Origin of the sequence: Streptomyces sp. NPDC002133, assembly GCF_040296405.1 — a bacterium.
Classification (GTDB): domain Bacteria; phylum Actinomycetota; class Actinomycetes; order Streptomycetales; family Streptomycetaceae; genus Streptomyces.
Map to the genome: position 1 here is coordinate 1 of NZ_JBEOXF010000056.1, position 15,389 is coordinate 15,389.

General features: G+C 71.5%; 17 protein-coding genes and 1 pseudogene. 11 read left to right on the top strand and 7 right to left on the bottom strand.

The features are described 5' to 3' along the window. Positions 1 to 130: 130 nt before the first annotated feature. Positions 131 to 970 carry a PhzF family phenazine biosynthesis protein gene (locus ABT078_RS33845; protein WP_351234638.1) on the bottom strand — a complete coding sequence of 280 codons (840 nt, stop codon included), beginning with the start codon at positions 968 to 970 and terminating at the stop codon, positions 131 to 133. A gap of 139 nt (positions 971 to 1,109) precedes the next feature. Here ABT078_RS33845 and ABT078_RS33850 point away from each other — a divergent pair, with 139 nt between their 5' ends. Next, on the top strand, positions 1,110 to 1,697 hold the full coding sequence (locus ABT078_RS33850; protein ID WP_351234640.1) for a PadR family transcriptional regulator: 588 nt from the start codon (positions 1,110 to 1,112) through the stop codon (positions 1,695 to 1,697). 227 nt (positions 1,698 to 1,924) lie between these two features. Here the strand turns inward: ABT078_RS33850 and ABT078_RS33855 are convergent, their stop codons facing one another. Further along, a complete protein-coding gene (locus ABT078_RS33855; RefSeq protein WP_351234642.1) occupies positions 1,925 to 2,353 on the bottom strand; it encodes a type II toxin-antitoxin system Rv0910 family toxin in 429 nt (142 codons plus the stop codon). Between the two features lie 203 nt (positions 2,354 to 2,556). Here ABT078_RS33855 and ABT078_RS33860 point away from each other — a divergent pair. From ABT078_RS33860 to ABT078_RS33870, 3 genes and pseudogenes are all read left to right on the top strand, one after another. Continuing rightward, positions 2,557 to 3,085, top strand: a pseudogene (locus tag ABT078_RS33860) (peptidase). Positions 3,086 to 3,125: 40 nt separating this feature from the next. Further along, positions 3,126 to 4,181: an EamA family transporter gene (locus tag ABT078_RS33865; RefSeq protein ID WP_351234644.1), complete on the top strand. Its 1,056-nt coding sequence runs from the start codon at positions 3,126 to 3,128 to the stop codon at positions 4,179 to 4,181. 163 nt (positions 4,182 to 4,344) lie between these two features. Next, positions 4,345 to 5,316, top strand: coding sequence for a DMT family transporter (locus ABT078_RS33870; RefSeq protein WP_351234646.1), 972 nt, complete (start codon positions 4,345 to 4,347; stop codon positions 5,314 to 5,316). 94 nt (positions 5,317 to 5,410) lie between these two features. Here ABT078_RS33870 and ABT078_RS33875 read toward each other — a convergent pair whose 3' ends face one another. Next, on the bottom strand, positions 5,411 to 6,094 hold the full coding sequence (locus tag ABT078_RS33875) for a pyridoxamine 5'-phosphate oxidase family protein (protein WP_351234648.1): 684 nt from the start codon (positions 6,092 to 6,094) through the stop codon (positions 5,411 to 5,413). Positions 6,095 to 6,117: 23 nt separating this feature from the next. Between ABT078_RS33875 and ABT078_RS33880 the strand changes: the two genes are divergently transcribed. Beyond that, complete coding sequence (locus ABT078_RS33880; protein ID WP_351234650.1) at positions 6,118 to 7,449, top strand: aminotransferase class I/II-fold pyridoxal phosphate-dependent enzyme; 1,332 nt, start codon at positions 6,118 to 6,120, stop codon at positions 7,447 to 7,449. Between the two features lie 72 nt (positions 7,450 to 7,521). On the opposite strand, the gene ABT078_RS33885 is transcribed toward ABT078_RS33880, so the two are convergent. Continuing rightward, a complete protein-coding gene (locus tag ABT078_RS33885) occupies positions 7,522 to 8,505 on the bottom strand; it encodes a DMT family transporter (protein ID WP_502981441.1) in 984 nt (327 codons plus the stop codon). 74 nt (positions 8,506 to 8,579) lie between these two features. On the opposite strand from ABT078_RS33885, the gene ABT078_RS33890 reads away from it, so the two are divergent. Then, positions 8,580 to 9,479, top strand: a complete 900-nt coding sequence (locus ABT078_RS33890) for a LysR family transcriptional regulator (RefSeq protein WP_351234654.1) — start codon at positions 8,580 to 8,582, stop codon at positions 9,477 to 9,479. 134 nt (positions 9,480 to 9,613) lie between these two features. Here the strand turns inward: ABT078_RS33890 and ABT078_RS33895 are convergent, their stop codons facing one another. Beyond that, positions 9,614 to 10,081: a pyridoxamine 5'-phosphate oxidase family protein gene (locus ABT078_RS33895; protein WP_351234656.1), complete on the bottom strand. Its 468-nt coding sequence runs from the start codon at positions 10,079 to 10,081 to the stop codon at positions 9,614 to 9,616. Between the two features lie 139 nt (positions 10,082 to 10,220). Between ABT078_RS33895 and ABT078_RS33900 the strand changes: the two genes are divergently transcribed. Then, on the top strand, positions 10,221 to 10,877 hold the full coding sequence (locus ABT078_RS33900; protein ID WP_351234658.1) for a cysteine hydrolase family protein: 657 nt from the start codon (positions 10,221 to 10,223) through the stop codon (positions 10,875 to 10,877). Here the strand turns inward: ABT078_RS33900 and ABT078_RS33905 are convergent. Then, positions 10,864 to 11,349 carry a Rieske (2Fe-2S) protein gene (locus tag ABT078_RS33905; protein WP_351234660.1) on the bottom strand — a complete coding sequence of 162 codons (486 nt, stop codon included), beginning with the start codon at positions 11,347 to 11,349 and terminating at the stop codon, positions 10,864 to 10,866. The two genes, ABT078_RS33900 and ABT078_RS33905, sit on opposite strands and share 14 nt — an antisense overlap. A 442-nt stretch (positions 11,350 to 11,791) precedes the next feature. Further along, positions 11,792 to 12,391, bottom strand: coding sequence for a TetR/AcrR family transcriptional regulator (locus ABT078_RS33910; RefSeq protein WP_351234662.1), 600 nt, complete (start codon positions 12,389 to 12,391; stop codon positions 11,792 to 11,794). 196 nt (positions 12,392 to 12,587) lie between these two features. Between ABT078_RS33910 and ABT078_RS33915 the strand changes: the two genes are divergently transcribed. The 4 genes from ABT078_RS33915 (at position 12,588) to fabG (ending at position 15,381) form a co-directional block, all read left to right on the top strand. Then, the gene (locus ABT078_RS33915; RefSeq protein ID WP_351234664.1) at positions 12,588 to 13,121 is read left to right on the top strand and encodes an ATP-binding protein; all 534 of its coding nucleotides are present in this window, start codon (positions 12,588 to 12,590) and stop codon (positions 13,119 to 13,121) included. A gap of 79 nt (positions 13,122 to 13,200) precedes the next feature. Continuing rightward, complete coding sequence (locus ABT078_RS33920; protein WP_351234666.1) at positions 13,201 to 14,055, top strand: HipA family kinase; 855 nt, start codon at positions 13,201 to 13,203, stop codon at positions 14,053 to 14,055. Continuing rightward, complete coding sequence (locus ABT078_RS33925) at positions 14,052 to 14,435, top strand: DUF3037 domain-containing protein (RefSeq protein WP_351234668.1); 384 nt, start codon at positions 14,052 to 14,054, stop codon at positions 14,433 to 14,435. The genes ABT078_RS33920 and ABT078_RS33925 overlap by 4 nt, the downstream gene beginning before the upstream one ends. Before the next feature lie 184 nt (positions 14,436 to 14,619). Then, positions 14,620 to 15,381, top strand: a complete 762-nt coding sequence (gene fabG / locus ABT078_RS33930; protein ID WP_351234669.1) for a 3-oxoacyl-ACP reductase FabG — start codon at positions 14,620 to 14,622, stop codon at positions 15,379 to 15,381. Positions 15,382 to 15,389: the final 8 nt, after the last annotated feature.

Genomic DNA, 15,389 nt, shown 5'->3' on the forward strand with positions numbered 1-15,389 from the left:
CGAGGCCTTCCACCGCCAGCTCGAGCCCTTCATGGTTCATGACACGCTCGACCGACTGCCGGGCATCACAGCACCAACCCTTGTCCTGGCCGGCGCTGCCGCACACCCCTCACCCGTCATCGCCCGAAGTTCAGGGCCTGGCATTGAGCTCGCCGTCGATCACGGTCACCGCACGACCGGTGAGGAGAACACGGTCGCCACGCAGCGCCGTGCGCACGCGACCGGAGCGTGCCGAGCACTGGAGCCCCGTCAGCTCGGAGCGCCCCAACCGGGCCGACCAGAACGGGGCGAGCGCGGTGTGCGCACTGCCCGTGACCGGGTCCTCGTCGATACCGACGTTCGGGAAGAAACAGCGCGAGACGAAGTCGTGGCCGCCGGCCGGATCCGCGGCCGGAGCGGTGGCGATGATCCCGCGCTTCGAGTGGGCGGCCAGCGCCCGAAGGTCCGGGGCCAGGCCGAGCACCGTCGCCTCGTCCGCCAGCTCCACCAGCAGATCGCCGATGTGCTCACCGGTGTCGAGCACCGACAGGGGAACCGCCCCCAGCGCCTCGGCAACACCCTCCGGGACCTCGAGCGGGGTCAGCGGCGACACCGGGAAGTCCAGCGTGATCGTGCCGTCCTCGTGCGCCGTGGCGGAGAGGATCCCGCACCGTGCCGCAAAGCGCACCGTGCCGGTCGCCGCGCCCGTGGTGTGCAGGACATGGGCCGTGGCCAGCGTGGCATGGCCGCACATGTCCACTTCCGTGGCCGGGGTGAACCAGCGCAGCGCCCAGTCGGCCTCGCCGCCGGCGGGCAGCGGGTGGGCGAAGGCCGTCTCGGAGAGGTTGACCTCCCTCGCGACGTCCTGGAGCCAGCTGTCGTCGGGGAAGGCGTCGTAGCTGCCGGATGAGCCGGTGTCCAGGAGGAGTACCCCTGCGGGGTTGCCCGCGAAGGGCCGGTCGGTGAAGGCGTCCACGATTCGAATCCGCATGCCGCTGACCGTAGAGGTCCGGGAAAGCCGCAGGCCAAGGCCAATTCCAGGGAGCTGGACCGATCGGCGATTGTCAAGCGATGCATTCCGATATATCGTTGACGCATCGCGACAGATCAACGATGGAAGGAGCGTAGCGATGCGTTCACATGGACATGGGAACTGCGGGCCCGGCCATCAGGGTCGGGGCGACTTCGATGCGCGGCGTGCCGCCTTCGGTCCCTTCGGGCCGGGGTTCGGCGGGCCGCCGTGGGCCGGCGGACGTGGTCGGGGCGGCGGCCGGGGGAGGGCGCGGCGCGGTGACGTACGCGCTTCGATCCTGGTGCTGCTGAAGGACCGTGCGATGCACGGCTACGAGATGATCCAGGAGATCGACGAGCGCAGCGGCGGGGCATGGAAGCCCAGCCCCGGCTCGGTCTACCCGACGCTCCAACTGCTGGAGGACGAGGGGCTGATCGTCAGCGAGAGTGAGGGCGGCAAGAAGCTGTTCACGCTCACCGACGCCGGGCGCGCCGAGGCCGATTCGGTCCCGGACGCTCCGTGGGAGGAAGCGGGCCGTGGTGTCGACTGGGAGGCCATGAACGAGATCCGCCAGGCCGGGTTCGGGCTGATGGAGGCGTTCAGTCAGGTCTGGAAGACCGGCACCCATGAGCAGCGGCAGAAGGCGATCTCTGTGATCAACGAGGCACGCAAGAAGCTGTATCTGATCCTGGCCGACGAGCACTGACGGTTCAGCAGATGACAGATCATGAAATCTGTCATCTGTTAGTTGTTGGTCGTCATCTGTCCATCGCCGGCTGCCGTCGGTCAGCCGGCGGTCGGTCGATGCGGAATCGCTCTGGCGGCACGGCCAGGCGTCTCGGGCGGGCGGGCCGTATGCGGGGCCCCGCGACTATGCGGCGCGGGGCCGGGCCCCGCATACCGCCCGCCTGAGATCTGTGCCTGCCCGGCGCCTCAGGTCACGAGTCCGCCCAGCTTCCGCAGCGACTCGTTGAGCGCGGCGGTCGCCGAGTCCTTGAGCTTGCCCGCCATCAGTGACACCGCCGCGCCCGTGAACTCGCCGTCGATGCGTACCGTCGTGGCGTCGCCGTCCGGTGTGAGCGTGTAGCGGTTGCCGACGAGGACTCCCATGGGGCCCTTGCCCTTGATCGCGAAGACGCGTTCCGCTTCCAGTTCCTCGACCGTCCAGGTCACTTCGGCGGGGAAGCCCATCAGCTTCATGTTCTCGGCGAAGGTGACGCCTGCCTCGAGCATGTCGGGCCCGCCCTGGGGGAAGTTGGTGTGGGTGGCGTTCCACTCGCCGTACGAGGCGAAGTCCGTGAGCTGTGCCCAGACCTTCCCGGCGGGCGCCTCGATACGTGCCTCTGCACTGACTTCGGCCATGCGACCACCCCTTCTCGACGGGTACCGGTGTCGCGGAACGTAGCCGCGTGGCCTCGAACATTCAATACTGATGAACCGTCAGATCAAAGTGATTCTCCTCCGCAAGGAGGAGGGACGGGGCTGGTGTGCCCAACTTCGGTGGGATGCCCAAATGCTCCCGTGCGGGGATGTCCCAGGCCGGGGGAGGCTGATGAGGTGGGAGTGTGCAAGTCCCTGCCCCGCGGCTGCCGCAGCAGCCCCCACCCATGCGTGCCGAGACCCACGCCCGGCTCACCGTCGAGCTGGCGTCGGTCGTCGCGGGTGCGCGCAGGCGTGCGCTGCGGGACGGCGACCGGCAGGTCGACACCGCCCATCTGCTGCACTCCCTGATGGAAGCGGACGCCGAGGTGCGCGCGGCCTTCGACGGTGCGGGACAGGTTGCCCGCGTGCTCGGGTATCTCGTCCAGCGCAGCATCGGGTACGGGCTGCGCTGGCAGAGCTCGGTCGAGGATTCCGGCACGGTCGCGGCCGCACGGGACACCGGGGTCGCGGGCTGGTCCCCGTCGGCCTCCGCCGCCATGAACGGCGCCCTGGAGCGGGCCGCGCTGCGGCGAACCGCGTGCCACCGGCCTGGATCTGCTCGCCGCCGTCGCCGCCGACCAGGATTCCCGGGCCGTCGAGGTGCTGGTGCGCGCGGGGGTCGACCCGGCCCGGCTGGCGGGTCGCATCGGGGAGTTGTCTCAACAGGTGTGACCGATGTGACGCTCCTGACGCGGGCTGCCATGATGTGCCGATGCGTGCGTCTCAGGGAAGGAGCGCCGGCCTGGGACTCGCCCTGGCGTCGGCGTTCGCGTTCGGTGGTTCAGGAGTGGCGGCCAAGCCGCTCATCGAGGCGGGGCTCGACCCGCTGCATGTGGTGTGGCTGCGGGTGGCCGGCGCCGCCGTCGTCATGATGCCCGTCGCCTGGCGCCACCGTGACCTGCTGATACGCAAACCGGCGCTGCTCGCCGGCTTCGGCCTGCTCGCGGTGGCCGGTGTCCAGGCGTGCTACTTCGCCGCGATCTCCCGGATCCCCGTCGGCGTCGCGCTGTTGGTCGAGTACCTCGCACCCGCCCTCGTGCTCGCCTGGGTCCGCTTCGTCCAGCGCCGCCCGGTCACCCGGGCCGCGGCGCTCGGTGTGGTCCTCGCCGTCGGCGGGCTGGCGTGTGTCGTCGAGGTGTGGTCCGGGCTGAGCTTCGATGCGGTCGGGCTGCTGCTCGCCCTCGGCGCCGCATGCTGCCAGGTCGGCTACTTCGTGCTGTCCGACCATGGGGGCGAGGGCGAGGACGCCCCGGACCCGCTCGGCGTGATCGCGTACGGTCTGCTCATCGGTGCCCTCGTCCTGACCGTCGTCGCGCGCCCGTGGGGCATGGACTGGTCGGTGCTGGGCGGCAGCGCGAGCATGGGCGGCACGGCCGTGCCGGCGGTTCTGCTGCTCGGGTGGATCGTGCTGATCGCCACCGTCGTCGCGTACGTCACCGGCGTCATCTCGGTCCGCAGGCTCTCCCCGCAGGTCGCCGGTGTCGTCGCCTGCCTGGAGGCGGTCATCGCGACCGTGCTCGCGTGGGTGCTGCTGCGGGAGCATCTGTCCGCGCCCCAGATCTTCGGCGGAGCCGTGGTGCTCGTCGGGGCGTTCATCGCCCAGTCGTCCACGCCGAAGTCGCCTTCGGAACCCGTCGTCGGTGGCGGGCCGGGAGGTACTGCCGATGTGCCGGTCACCGAATCGGACGCCGAGTTGCCGGATGCAGGTGCCCCGGGGACGGAGTTGTCGGGCGCGGTTGTCGGCGGGGCCGGCCGTGACATAGGGTGACGAACGTGCATTCGACTGTTCTTCCGCCGCCCGCCGCGTAGCGCGGGCGGCCATCCGCTGACGAGGACCGGCCCGGGGTGTCGTGACCCCCGGGCGGTCCGTCGCTGCCCGTGCGTGGAGCCCAGCGGTCAACCGTCCAGTCTTCTGCACACGGAGCATCCACGTGTCGAATCCCTCCTCCATCGCTGCTTCCGGCCTGCCCGTCGGACGCAGCCTCTTCTACCTCGTCGTGGCCGGTGTCGCCTGGGGGACCGCCGGGGCGGCCGCCTCGCTGGTCTTCGTCGTCAGTGACCTCGGCCCCCTCGCCCTCTCGTTCTGGCGCTGCCTCGGCGGACTCGTCCTGCTCGCCGCCGTGCTCGCGCTGCGCCCGCGCAGGCCGGTCTCCGAGGCCGAGCCGCGCCGCCGCCGGTTGGTGCGCATCCTCGGTACGGGCACGGGTCTGACGGTCTTTCAGAGCGCCTACTTCGCCGCCGTCGAGCAGACCGGACTCGCGGTCGGGACGGTCGTCACGCTCGGCGCGGGGCCTGTCCTCATCGCCATCGGGGCGAAGCTGACGATGGGGGAGCGGCTCGGGCGCGGCGGTGTCGCCGCCGTCGCGGGCGCGCTCACCGGACTCGTGGTCCTCGTCCTGGGCGGCGAGGGCGGCACGGTGCGTCCGCTCGGGGTGGTGCTGGCCGTGGTGTCGGCCTCGGGCTATGCGGCGATCACCCTGCTGACCCGCTGGCTCGGGCGGGGTGGCAAGGGCGGCGACGCGCTCTCCACGACCACCTGGACGTTCGCGGTCGGTGCGGTCGGGCTCCTGCCGTTCGCGCTCGTCGAGGGGCTGCTGCCGCTCACCGCCGATCCCGTGCGGGTGGTCTGGCTGCTGGTGTACGTCGCCGCCGTGCCGACGGCGCTCGCGTACGCGCTCTACTTTGCGGGCGCCGCGGTCGTCAGGTCCGCCACGGTCTCCGTGATCATGCTGCTGGAGCCGGTGAGCGCGGCGGTCCTCGCGGTGACGGCGCTAGGCGAGAGGCTGACCGTTGCGACGGTGGCCGGGACGTCGTTGCTGCTGGTCGCGGTCGTCGGGCTGGCCTGGCAGGAAGCCCGGCCGGCGGCGCTCCGGCGGGATGCCGCCGGGGCCCTCGCCGGCTGACGCGCGAGGGCGAGGGCGAGGGGCGGGTTCCGCGCGACCGCCGGCCCGCGACCGCCGCCCCTCGCCCGTTCCTCCGTCGGGCCTGCGGGCGTTCCTACGGTGCGGACAGGTAGTCGGGCAGCGCGACGGCAGCGTCCAGGTCGTCCGCCGGGATCGGTGTGCCGTAGCCGTGAACCAGCGGAACGACGCCTGTCCAGTACGGCAGGGAGACGTCCTCGGGTTCGTCGCTCGGCCCGCCGGTGCGCACCTTGGCGGAGACCTCGTCGAGGTCGAGCCGGAGCACGGCGGTGGCGGCGAGCTCCTTGGCGTTCGCCGGGCGGGAGTCGTAGGAGCGGCCCGGGACGACCTGGTCGACCAGGGCGTCGAGTGCGGTGCGCTTCTCCTCCTCGTCGGCGACCTGGTGGGCGGTCCCGTGGACGACGACGGAGCGGTAGTTGATCGAGTGGTGGAAGGCCGAGCGCGCCAGGACCAGCCCGTCGACGTGGGTGACGGTCAGACAGACCTCGAGGCCCGGATCGGACTGCCCGGCCATGCGCAGCGGGCGGGAGCCGGTGGAGCCGTGGACGTACAGCGTCTCGCCGATCCGGCCGTAGAGCGTAGGCAGCACGACGGGCGCTCCGTCGCGGACGAAGCCCAGGTGGCAGACGTACGCCCCGTCGAGTATCGAGTGCACCAGCTGGCGGTCGTAGGAGGCGCGACTCCGCCCGCGGGTGGGGTGGGTGCGCTCGGTCGTCCGGTAGGCGGAGTCCGTCGGCAGCGAGGCCATTGCCATCCCCATTGCACTAGTGCATACTGTCTTTTGTGCTAGGAGACTATCGGATCGTGGGTCGTCGCGCATCGGAGATTGCCGCGAACGTGGAGCACGGTGTCGGCGCCGGGGACCTCGCTCCCGGGCAACTGCTGCCGGCCATGCGGGAGTTGGCGTCCCAGCTGGGGGTCAACCCGAACACCGTCGCGGCCGCGTATCGCACGCTGCGCGAGCGGGGTGTCATCGAGACCGCGGGGCGCAGGGGCAGCCGTGTGCGGTCGCGCCCTGCCACCACGGCGCGGGCCTCGCTGCGCGTGGACGCACCGCCCGGCGTGCGCCAGATCTCCGACGGCAATCCCGACGTCGCACTGCTGCCCCCGCTCCACGACGCCTTCGCGGCCGCCGCGCGCCGACAGGACGAGCGGCCGGTGCGGTACGGGGAGGCGTCCGTCGACCCCGAGCTGGCGAGACTCGCCCGGGCCGGGCTGGATGCCGACGGGGTACCGGACGGGCCGATCGCCGTCACCTCCGGCTCGCTCGACGCGATCGAGCGCGTGCTCGGCGCCCATCTGAGATCCGGGGACGCCGTCGCCGTCGAGGACCCCGGCTGGGGCAGTCTGCTGGACCTGATCCCCGCGCTGGGGCTGCGGCCGGTCCCGGTCGCCCTCGACGAGGACGGGCCCCGCCCCGACGAGGTGGAGCGTGCCCTGACCGCGGGAGCCCGGGCGCTCATCGTCACGTGCCGCGCCCAGAACCCCACCGGAGCCGTGATCACCGAGGCGCGCGCCAAGGAGTTGCGCGGAGTTCTTGCCCGCCATCCGCGGGTCCTGCTCATCGAGGACGACCACGGCCACGCCATTGTCGATCAGCCGCTGTACCCGCTCGCCGGGCCGACGGACCGCTGGGTGCTCGTGCGTTCGACGGCCAAGGCGTACGGGCCGGATCTGCGGCTCGCCGTACTGACCGGCGACGCCCTGACCGTCGACCGGGTCCTCGGACGGCAGCGGCTCGGCCCCGGCTGGGTCAGCCGGCTGGTGCAGCGCGCGGTCGTGGAACTGTGGACGGCGGGTGTCGTCGACCCGCTCGTGGTCGCCCGCGCGTACGGCGAACGGCGGGACGCGATGCTGAGCGCACTGGCCGAGCGCGGGCTCGAGGCGCACGGACGCAGCGGGATGAACGTGTGGGTGCCCGTGGCCGACGAGACCGGTGCCGTGGCGCGGCTGCTGCACGCCGGGTGGGCGGTGGCTCCGGGTGCCCGCTTCCGGCTGTCGGCACCGCCAGGGATCCGGCTCACGGTCTCCGGGCTGGCCATGGCCGACATCGAGGCACTGGCCGACGCGGTGGCCTCGGCCGCAGGGCCGCTGCCGGCGCGCAGTTACGGCTGAGGCCCTCAGGGTCGGGCTGCTGCCGACGCGGCTTTGCGGCCGACGCCGGCCGCCGGGCCGCCGCCGGCGAAGCTACCGCTGTCGCCTGCTCTGTGTCAGCGCCGCGCCCGCGAGCACGACGATCGCGCCGACCGGCGTGTTCCAGCCGAGCCGTTCGTTCAGCAGCAACACGCCGGCCGCCGTGGCGATGACGGGGATGAAGTACGTGACCATCGTCGCCGTCGTGGGGCCGACCTCGGCGACCAGCCCGTACTGCAGGAGCATCGCGAAGCCCGTCCCGAGTGCGCCCAGGGCGGCCACCGCGAGCAACGGCACCACCGGGAAGGACGTGGGAAGCGTGGTGAACAGCGGAGTCACCACCGCCAGTTGGAGTGTCGCGAGCAGGAGCTGTGCGCCCGTGAGCGAGAGATCGGAGTGGGCGGAGTCGGCGAGCGTACGCCGGACGTAGATCCAGCCGACCGGGTAGCTCAGCGAGGCGAGCAGCGCCATCGCGGTCCCGGTCACATCCAGCCCGGAGAATCCCTGCCACACGCCGAGGACGGTCAGGACGCCGAGGAACCCGATGCCGAGGCCGGCGACGCGGCGGCGGGTCGGCCGGTCCTCCGAGAGCGCCACGAGGGAGAGGGCCATGCCCCAGAGCGGCGACGTGGCGTTGCAGATACCGGCGAGCGTCGAAGGGATCGTCAGCTCCGCGTAGGCGAAGAGCGAGAACGGCAGTGCGTTGAGGAAGAATGCCGCGACCATGAGGTGGCCCCAGGTGCGCAGCCCTCGTGGGAGCCGCTCGCGCCTGACCGCCATGGTCACCGCGAGGACGGCGGTGCCGAACAGCAGCCGGCCGAAGGTGACCTGGAACGGTGCGTAGGCCTCCGTCCCGAGCTTGATCAGCAGGAAACTGAAGCCCCAGATCAGGGCGAGCACCGCGAACCTGATGCGCCAGTCGAGTGCCGGACGGCGCGCGATGGCGGAGGGAGCCGAGGGCGGCGGGGTGGAGGCCCGCGACGCGGCCTTCGAGGCGGCGGGGGCGGAGGTGCGCGACGTCGGCGCGGCGGTGCTCATGACGTCCAGCTTCGCCGTCCTGATCTCGTAGGACAAGCGAGACTTCTTTGAGAGCTTGGCTTAGCATTGCTTACATGTTGAACCTGGAGCGCCTACGGACCCTGGACGCGCTGGCCCGGCACGGCTCGGTGAGCGGCGCCGCCGACGGGCTGCATGTGACGACATCGGCCGTGTCGCAGCAGATGGCGAAGCTGGAGCGGGAGGTCGGGCAGCAGCTGCTCGCCAAGAACGGACGGGGTGTGCGGCTCACGGACGCCGGGCGGCTGCTCGCCGATCACGCCGCGCGGATCCTGTCCCAGGTGGAGATCGCGCAGGCCGACATCGAGGCGCAGCGCGGGCAGGTCGTCGGCGAGGTGCGTATTGGCGCCTTCCCGACGGCGGCGCGCGGGTTGTTCCCGGCCGCCGTCGGGACGCTGCGCACCGCCCATCCCGAACTGCGTGTGCGCACCAGCGAGCTGGAGCCCGAGGACGCGGTACGGCAGGTGATGCGCGGTGACCTCGACCTGGCCGTCGTGCTCGACTGGAGCAACAAGCGACTGCCGGTGCCGGGCGGGCTGGCCCGGGCGCAGCTGCTGGACGACGCGGCGGATGTCGCGATGCCGGCGGACCACCCGCTCGCGGGGCGTGCGGAGGTGGACCTGGAGGACTTCGCGGACGACGACTGGGTGTCCTGGCCGGAGGGTGAATTCTGTTACGAGTGGCTCGTCTTCACCCTCCGCGCCAAGGGCGTCGAGCCCCGGATCGCGCACATGGCGGGCGAGCACCACACCCAGCTGGCGCTGATCGCGGCGGGCCTCGGGGTGTGCGTGACGCCGAGACTGGGGCGAGGGTCGGTGCCGGAGGGGGTGCGGCTCGTGCCCGTACGGCAGAAGATGCTCCGGCACATCTACGCAACCTGGCGCTCCGACGCGGAGAGGCGGCCGTCGATCCGGGCGGTGGTGCAGGCGCTGCAGTCGGCCGGGGCGGCGGTCTGACCGCGGGGCCTGGTCCCTCCCCGGTTCGCCCTGGTGGCGGGCTCCGCAGCCGGTCGGTGCTGCCCGGGCGGCCCGGGTGGCCGTCCTCGGACGCCGGACGGACCGGGCGCGGCCGGCATCGGCGCGGCCCCGCGTCAGAGCCCGCCGATCTTGCGGAAGTCCCACGACGCGATGGCGTCCGGTGTCAGCCGTGCCCAGGCGTGGCGGCCGTCGTGCGGCATCGTGTCCAGGCCGAAGTTCTTGCGGGCGAAGAGGCGCTCGGGAGCCTCCAGTTCGGGGCAGGGCTCGCCGGTTCGCGGGGACTCGCCGACGAAGACGGCCGTGCCCGAGAGCTCCACGCCGCGCAGGTCGCCGTACTCCTCGCCGGAGTCCACGACCACGGCGATCCGGGGATCGCCGCGAAGGTCCGTCCAGCGGCGGCTGCGGGTGATCGAGTAGAGCCACAGGGATGTTCCGTCCCAGGCGAACCAGAGGGCGCTGACGTGCGGCCGCCCGTCGGCCGACACCGTTGCCACCCGGCAGGTGCGCTGTTCGGCGAGGAATGCGTCCAGCTCGGCCGGTGTCATCATGATCCGGCGGCCACGGCGCTGCGTCACGGCCATCCCAGGCCCCTCCCGATAGCTGACTCCCGAAAACTGACTAGGTGTCAGGAATCATGGACGCTCTTCCCTCATGGCGCAATGCCGGTTACCGTCGCGCGCCCGGCGAACCGCCGGACGCGTCGACGAGGAGGGCGCAGACATGCCGTCGTTCGAACAACTGCTGGAGCAGCTCGACCCGGCCGGGACGGTGCTGCTGACCGTCGAGTGCCAGAACGGTGTCGTCGGGAAGGACGGCGCCCTGCCCGAACTCGCCGCCGCGGCCCGTTCATCGGGCGCCCTGACCCAGGTCGCGCGGCTCGTCGCGGCCGCGCACGACGCCGGGGTGCAGGTCCTCCACGCGGTCGCGGAACGGCGTCCCGACGGGCGTGGTTCGAACCGCAACGCGCGCCTCTTCCGGGCCGCCGAGCGTCTGCCCGTACAGCAGCTGTCGGGCAGCAGAGCGGTCCGGATCGCCGAGCCGATCGAGGTCGCGGACGAGGACATCGTCGTCCGCAGGCTGCACGGGCTGTCCCCGATCGCCGGGACGGACGTCGACGCGCTGCTGCGCAACCTCGGCTGCCGCACCCTCGTCGTGACGGGCGTCTCGGCCAATGTGGCGATCCCGAACGCCGTCTTCGACGCCGTCAATCTCGGCTACACGGCGGTCGTCCCGGGGGACGCCATCGCGGGGGTGCCCCCCGAGTACACCCCCGCGATGATCCGCAACACCCTGTCGCTCGTCGCCACGGTCACCACCACCGACGACGTGCTCGCCTGCTGGAAGCGTCCCCGGCGTACGCCCGTCACGCGAGCTTGATCGAGTCCCCGTCGACCACGATCGACGCAGCCGGCAGGCCCGTGGTGGCGGGTCCGCTCTTCACGCTGCCGTCCTTCGCGTCGAACTTGCTGTTGTGACAGGGGCAGATGATCTCGCCGTCGGTGACGTCCTTCACCGCGCAGCCCTGGTGGGTGCACTTGGACGAGAAGGCCTTGAACTCGCCCGCCGTCGGCTGGGTCACCACGACATCGTCGACGACCACACCGCCGCCCTCCGGGATGTCCGCGGTCTTGGCCAGGACCTTGCCCCCGCCGCCACCCCCCGTCGAACCTCCCGTGCTGCCACCGGAATCGCCGGTCGTGCCGCCGCTGTCGGCGGGCTGCTCGCCCACGCTGCCCGAGTCGTTCGAGCCACCGCACGCCGTCAGCGCCGCGGCGAGCCCTGCTCCGCCGGCCGCTGCCACGACGGTGCGTCGTGCCACCTTCAGTGCCGGTCCCTGCGTTCCAGTCATGTGCCGGACTCCCCTTTCACGGTCGGCCCCCGGTTCGGGCCGCTCTTGATGTTGTACGGGACCAGGGGGCACCCCGTTCAACGGGCCACGCCGGAAAACCGTGCAGGAGTCGTGCGCAATGCTCTACGAAGACTCCTGAGACTCCCAAGTCACCGCGACCCGCGGTGTCACGCTACTGCGTGAGGGCGCTTCCCTCCCCGGCATTGTCGCCGCCGACGACTTCGGCACCTACGTCACGTACACCCCGGGGAGGGACGTCGACCTGGTCCGTGGGCCGGATCGGGTGCCGGTCCGCGGACCAGGACCGGCGCCGGCGTCGTCGTTCCCGCACGAGCGCGGTCGGGCGGTGATCGTGCGGTGATCGTGCGGGATCAGGCCGAGCGCCGAGCGCGGGCCGGGGATCAGCTGACGAAGAGGATGCCGGACTCCGCCCCCGGCGGTTTCACTCCGCTGTCCGCCAGCCGGGCTCGAGACGGTCGAGCAAGGTGCGGAAGGCCGCGTCCGCCCGGTCCCAGTCACCGCGAGCCAGCGGTGCGTGGAGCAGGCCGAAGGTGGCGTCGACCAGAAGGGTGGCCTCGTCGCGGGCTCGTTCGCCCGGGATGCCCAGGTCGACGAAGAGGCGAGTGAGCAGGTCCGTCCACTCGGTGAGGACGTCGCGCATGACCGGGCCGTACCGGTCGGGGTTGAGCAGGCTGGCGGTCATGACCTCGAAGGTGACGGGGAGCATGGCGAGGCGGTCCGGAGCGGTGAGCTGCTGCCACATCTGCTCCACGAAGCGCCGCATGCCCGCGGCGTCCTCGGGTGCGCCGAAGGTGTCGAGCGCATCGCCGAAGCGCAGCAGCGGACGCGTCTCGTCCATGGCCAGCGCCTGGGCGACCAGTCGCTCCTTGCTGCCGAAGTAGTAGAGGAGCATGCGGTCGCTGGTGCCCAGCGCTTGTGCCAGCGGTCGCAACGAGAGGTCCACCAGCCCATTGCGGGTCACGTACTCGCGGACCCGGCTCAGCAGATCTGCGCGTTTGTCCAGGTCAGCCGCTCGCGGCATGAAGACTCGCTCCGATCGGGAATGCCTGAAATCGCCTAGATGATTCCCCTCTTTACTGTAGCACCCGCTACATGTATATTTGATGATGTAGCGACTGCTACATGAATGCCGGGTTCAGGGGCATGCCCCGGCCCAACCCGGCCGGATCCTCGTCATGCCGAGGTGACCGGCCCTGCCCGGAAAGGGGACTGACAGCATGGCCGCCCACGATGCCCCGATGTCCTGGCTCGCCCGGCACCTGGCGCTCTGGTCGCGAACCGTGGGGCCCCTGCGGCCGCTGAGCGCGCCCGCCGCCTGCGCGCAGGGCTGGAATGCGTCCTGGCCCGTGGCTCGTGAACTGGCCTCGGTCGGCCGCACCCGGCGGATGGTGACCTCCCAACTGGGCGACTGGGGCATGGGCGACCTGGCCGACACCGCCGAACTGCTGGTCAGCGAGCTGGTGACCAATGCCCTGCGCCACACGCACGGCCCTGTGCGACTTCATCTGCGTACACGCGGGCTTCGTCTCCTGTGCGAAGTGGAGGATGCGGACTCCGCCGTCCCGGTGCGCCGCATCGCCGACGCCGACGCGGAAGGCGGGCGCGGTCTGGAACTCGTCGACATGCTCGCCGAGGACTGGGGCAGCTCCGGCACGGGCACGGGAAAGATCACGTGGTTCGAACTGCCGATGCCGAACCCCGCCCGCACCGACGCGCACACGGCCCGTCCGGCGGCAGATCCCCTCCGCTGACGGCCCCTGATCCCCTTCATGCCGGAGGCGGCCGGACCGCTCTGGATCACCGGTCCATCTCGGCGGATAGCCTGGGAAAATGCTTACCGAAGTCACAGCGACCCGCTACGTCACGCCCCTGCGTGAGGGCGGTTCGCTCCCGGGCATCGTCGAGGCCGACGATCTCGGTACGTACGTCATGAAGTTCACCGGAGCCGGACAAGGGCGCAAGACCCTGGTCGCCGAGGTCATCTGCGGACGGCTCGGGCGGCGGCTCGGACTGAGGGTCCCGGAGCTCGTGCAGATCCAGCTCGACCCGGTCATCGGCCTGTCCGAGCCGGACCAGGAGGTGCAGGAGCTGCTCAAGGCCAGCGGCGGCCTCAACCTCGGGATGGACTTCCTGCCGGGCTCGCTCGGCTTCGACCCGCTCGCGTACGAGGTGAGCGCCGAGGAGGCGGGCCGGGTCGTCTGGTTCGACGCGCTGATCAACAACGTCGACCGGTCCTGGCGCAACCCCAACATGCTCGTCTGGCACGGCGACCTGTGGCTCATCGACCACGGCGCCACCATGATCTGGCACCACAACTGGCCTGGCGCGCAGGCCTCCGCCGCCAAGCCGTACGACGCCTCCGACCACGCCCTCGCGCCCTTCGCGCCGGACATCGCGGCAGCGGCCGCCGAGCTGGCCCCGCGCGTCACCGAGGAGCTGCTGACCGAGGCGGCCGCGGACGTCCCCGACGAATGGCTGGTCGACGAGCCCGGCTTCGACTCCACCGACGCGCTGCGCCGCGCCTATGTGGAGGCCCTCCTGTCGCGGGCCGCGACCATCCATGAGCGGATCACCCTGAGCGCACCCTCCAAGCCCCGCCCCTCGCAGGCGCCCGGTTGGCTGACCGACCATCTCGCCGCATGGCCGCACACGAGCAACACGAGCAAGAAGGGCGGGGACAAGTGAGCGACCGCGATGTCTTCGAGTACGCGCTGCTGCGCGTCGTGCCGCGCGTCGAGCGGGGCGAGTGCTTCAACGCCGGCGTGGTGGTCTACTGCCGCGCGCGGTCCTATGTGGCTGCCCGTACGCACCTGGACGAGGCCAAGCTGAGGGTGCTGGACCCGCAGGCGGACGTCATGGGCGTACGGGCCGCGCTGCACGCCGTCGAGGGTGTCTGCACGGGGGGCGAGGACGCGGGTCAGGCGGCGCGGGACGACGCGGGCCGGCGCTTCCGCTGGCTGATCGCACCCCGCTCCACGGTCGTCCAGCCCGGACCCGTGCACACCGGCCTGACCGCCGACCCGGAGGCCGAGGTCGAGCGGCTGCTCGATGTACTGGTGCGCTGAACGGGCCCATCGGACGGGACGCGTGACCGGGGGCACCCGGTGTGCCGTTGACACCGGGTGCCAGGGCTTCTAGCGTCTCGTCTGCTGAAGGTACTAAGCGGTCGCTCACCCCTCGGGGGGTGATGCGACAGGCCGTGCCGGGCGAGCCGTATCCAAGGGATCCGAGGGCGAGGAGAACCAAACCATGTCCACCACCGAGCAGCGCGTCGCGATCGTGACGGGAGCGGCGCGCGGCATTGGCGCCGCCACCGCCGTGCGCCTGGCGGCCGAGGGCCGTGCCGTCGCCGTACTCGACCTCGACGAGGCGGCCTGCAAGGACACCGTCGAGAAGATCACCTCGGCCGGCGGGAAGGCCGTCGCCGTCGGCTGCGACGTCTCGGACTCCGCCCAGGTGGAGGCTGCCGTGGCCCGCGTGGCCGACGAGCTCGGCGCCCCGACGATCCTCGTCAACAACGCGGGTGTGCTGCGCGACAACCTGCTCTTCAAGATGAGCGAGTCCGACTGGGACATCGTGATGAACGTGCACCTCAAGGGCGCGTTCCTGATGGCCAAGGCCTGCCAGAAGCACATGGTGGACGCGGGCTTCGGCCGTGTTGTCTCGCTGTCGTCCAGCTCGGCGCTGGGCAACCGGGGCCAGGCCAACTACTCCGCCGTCAAGGCCGGTCTGCAGGGCTTCACCAAGACCCTCGCCAAGGAGCTCGGCAAGTTCGGCGTCACCGCCAACGCCGTCGCCCCCGGCTTCATCGTCACCGAGATGACGGCCCAGACGGCCGCGCGCGTCGGCATGGGCTTCGAGGAGTTCCAGGCCGCGGCGGCCACCCAGATCCCGGTGCAGCGGGTCGGCAGGCCGGAGGACGTTGCCAACGCGATCGCCTTCTTCACGGGCGACGACGCCGGGTTCGTCTCCGGCCAGGTCATGTACGTGGCCGGCGGCCCGCTCAACTGAACCGGAGA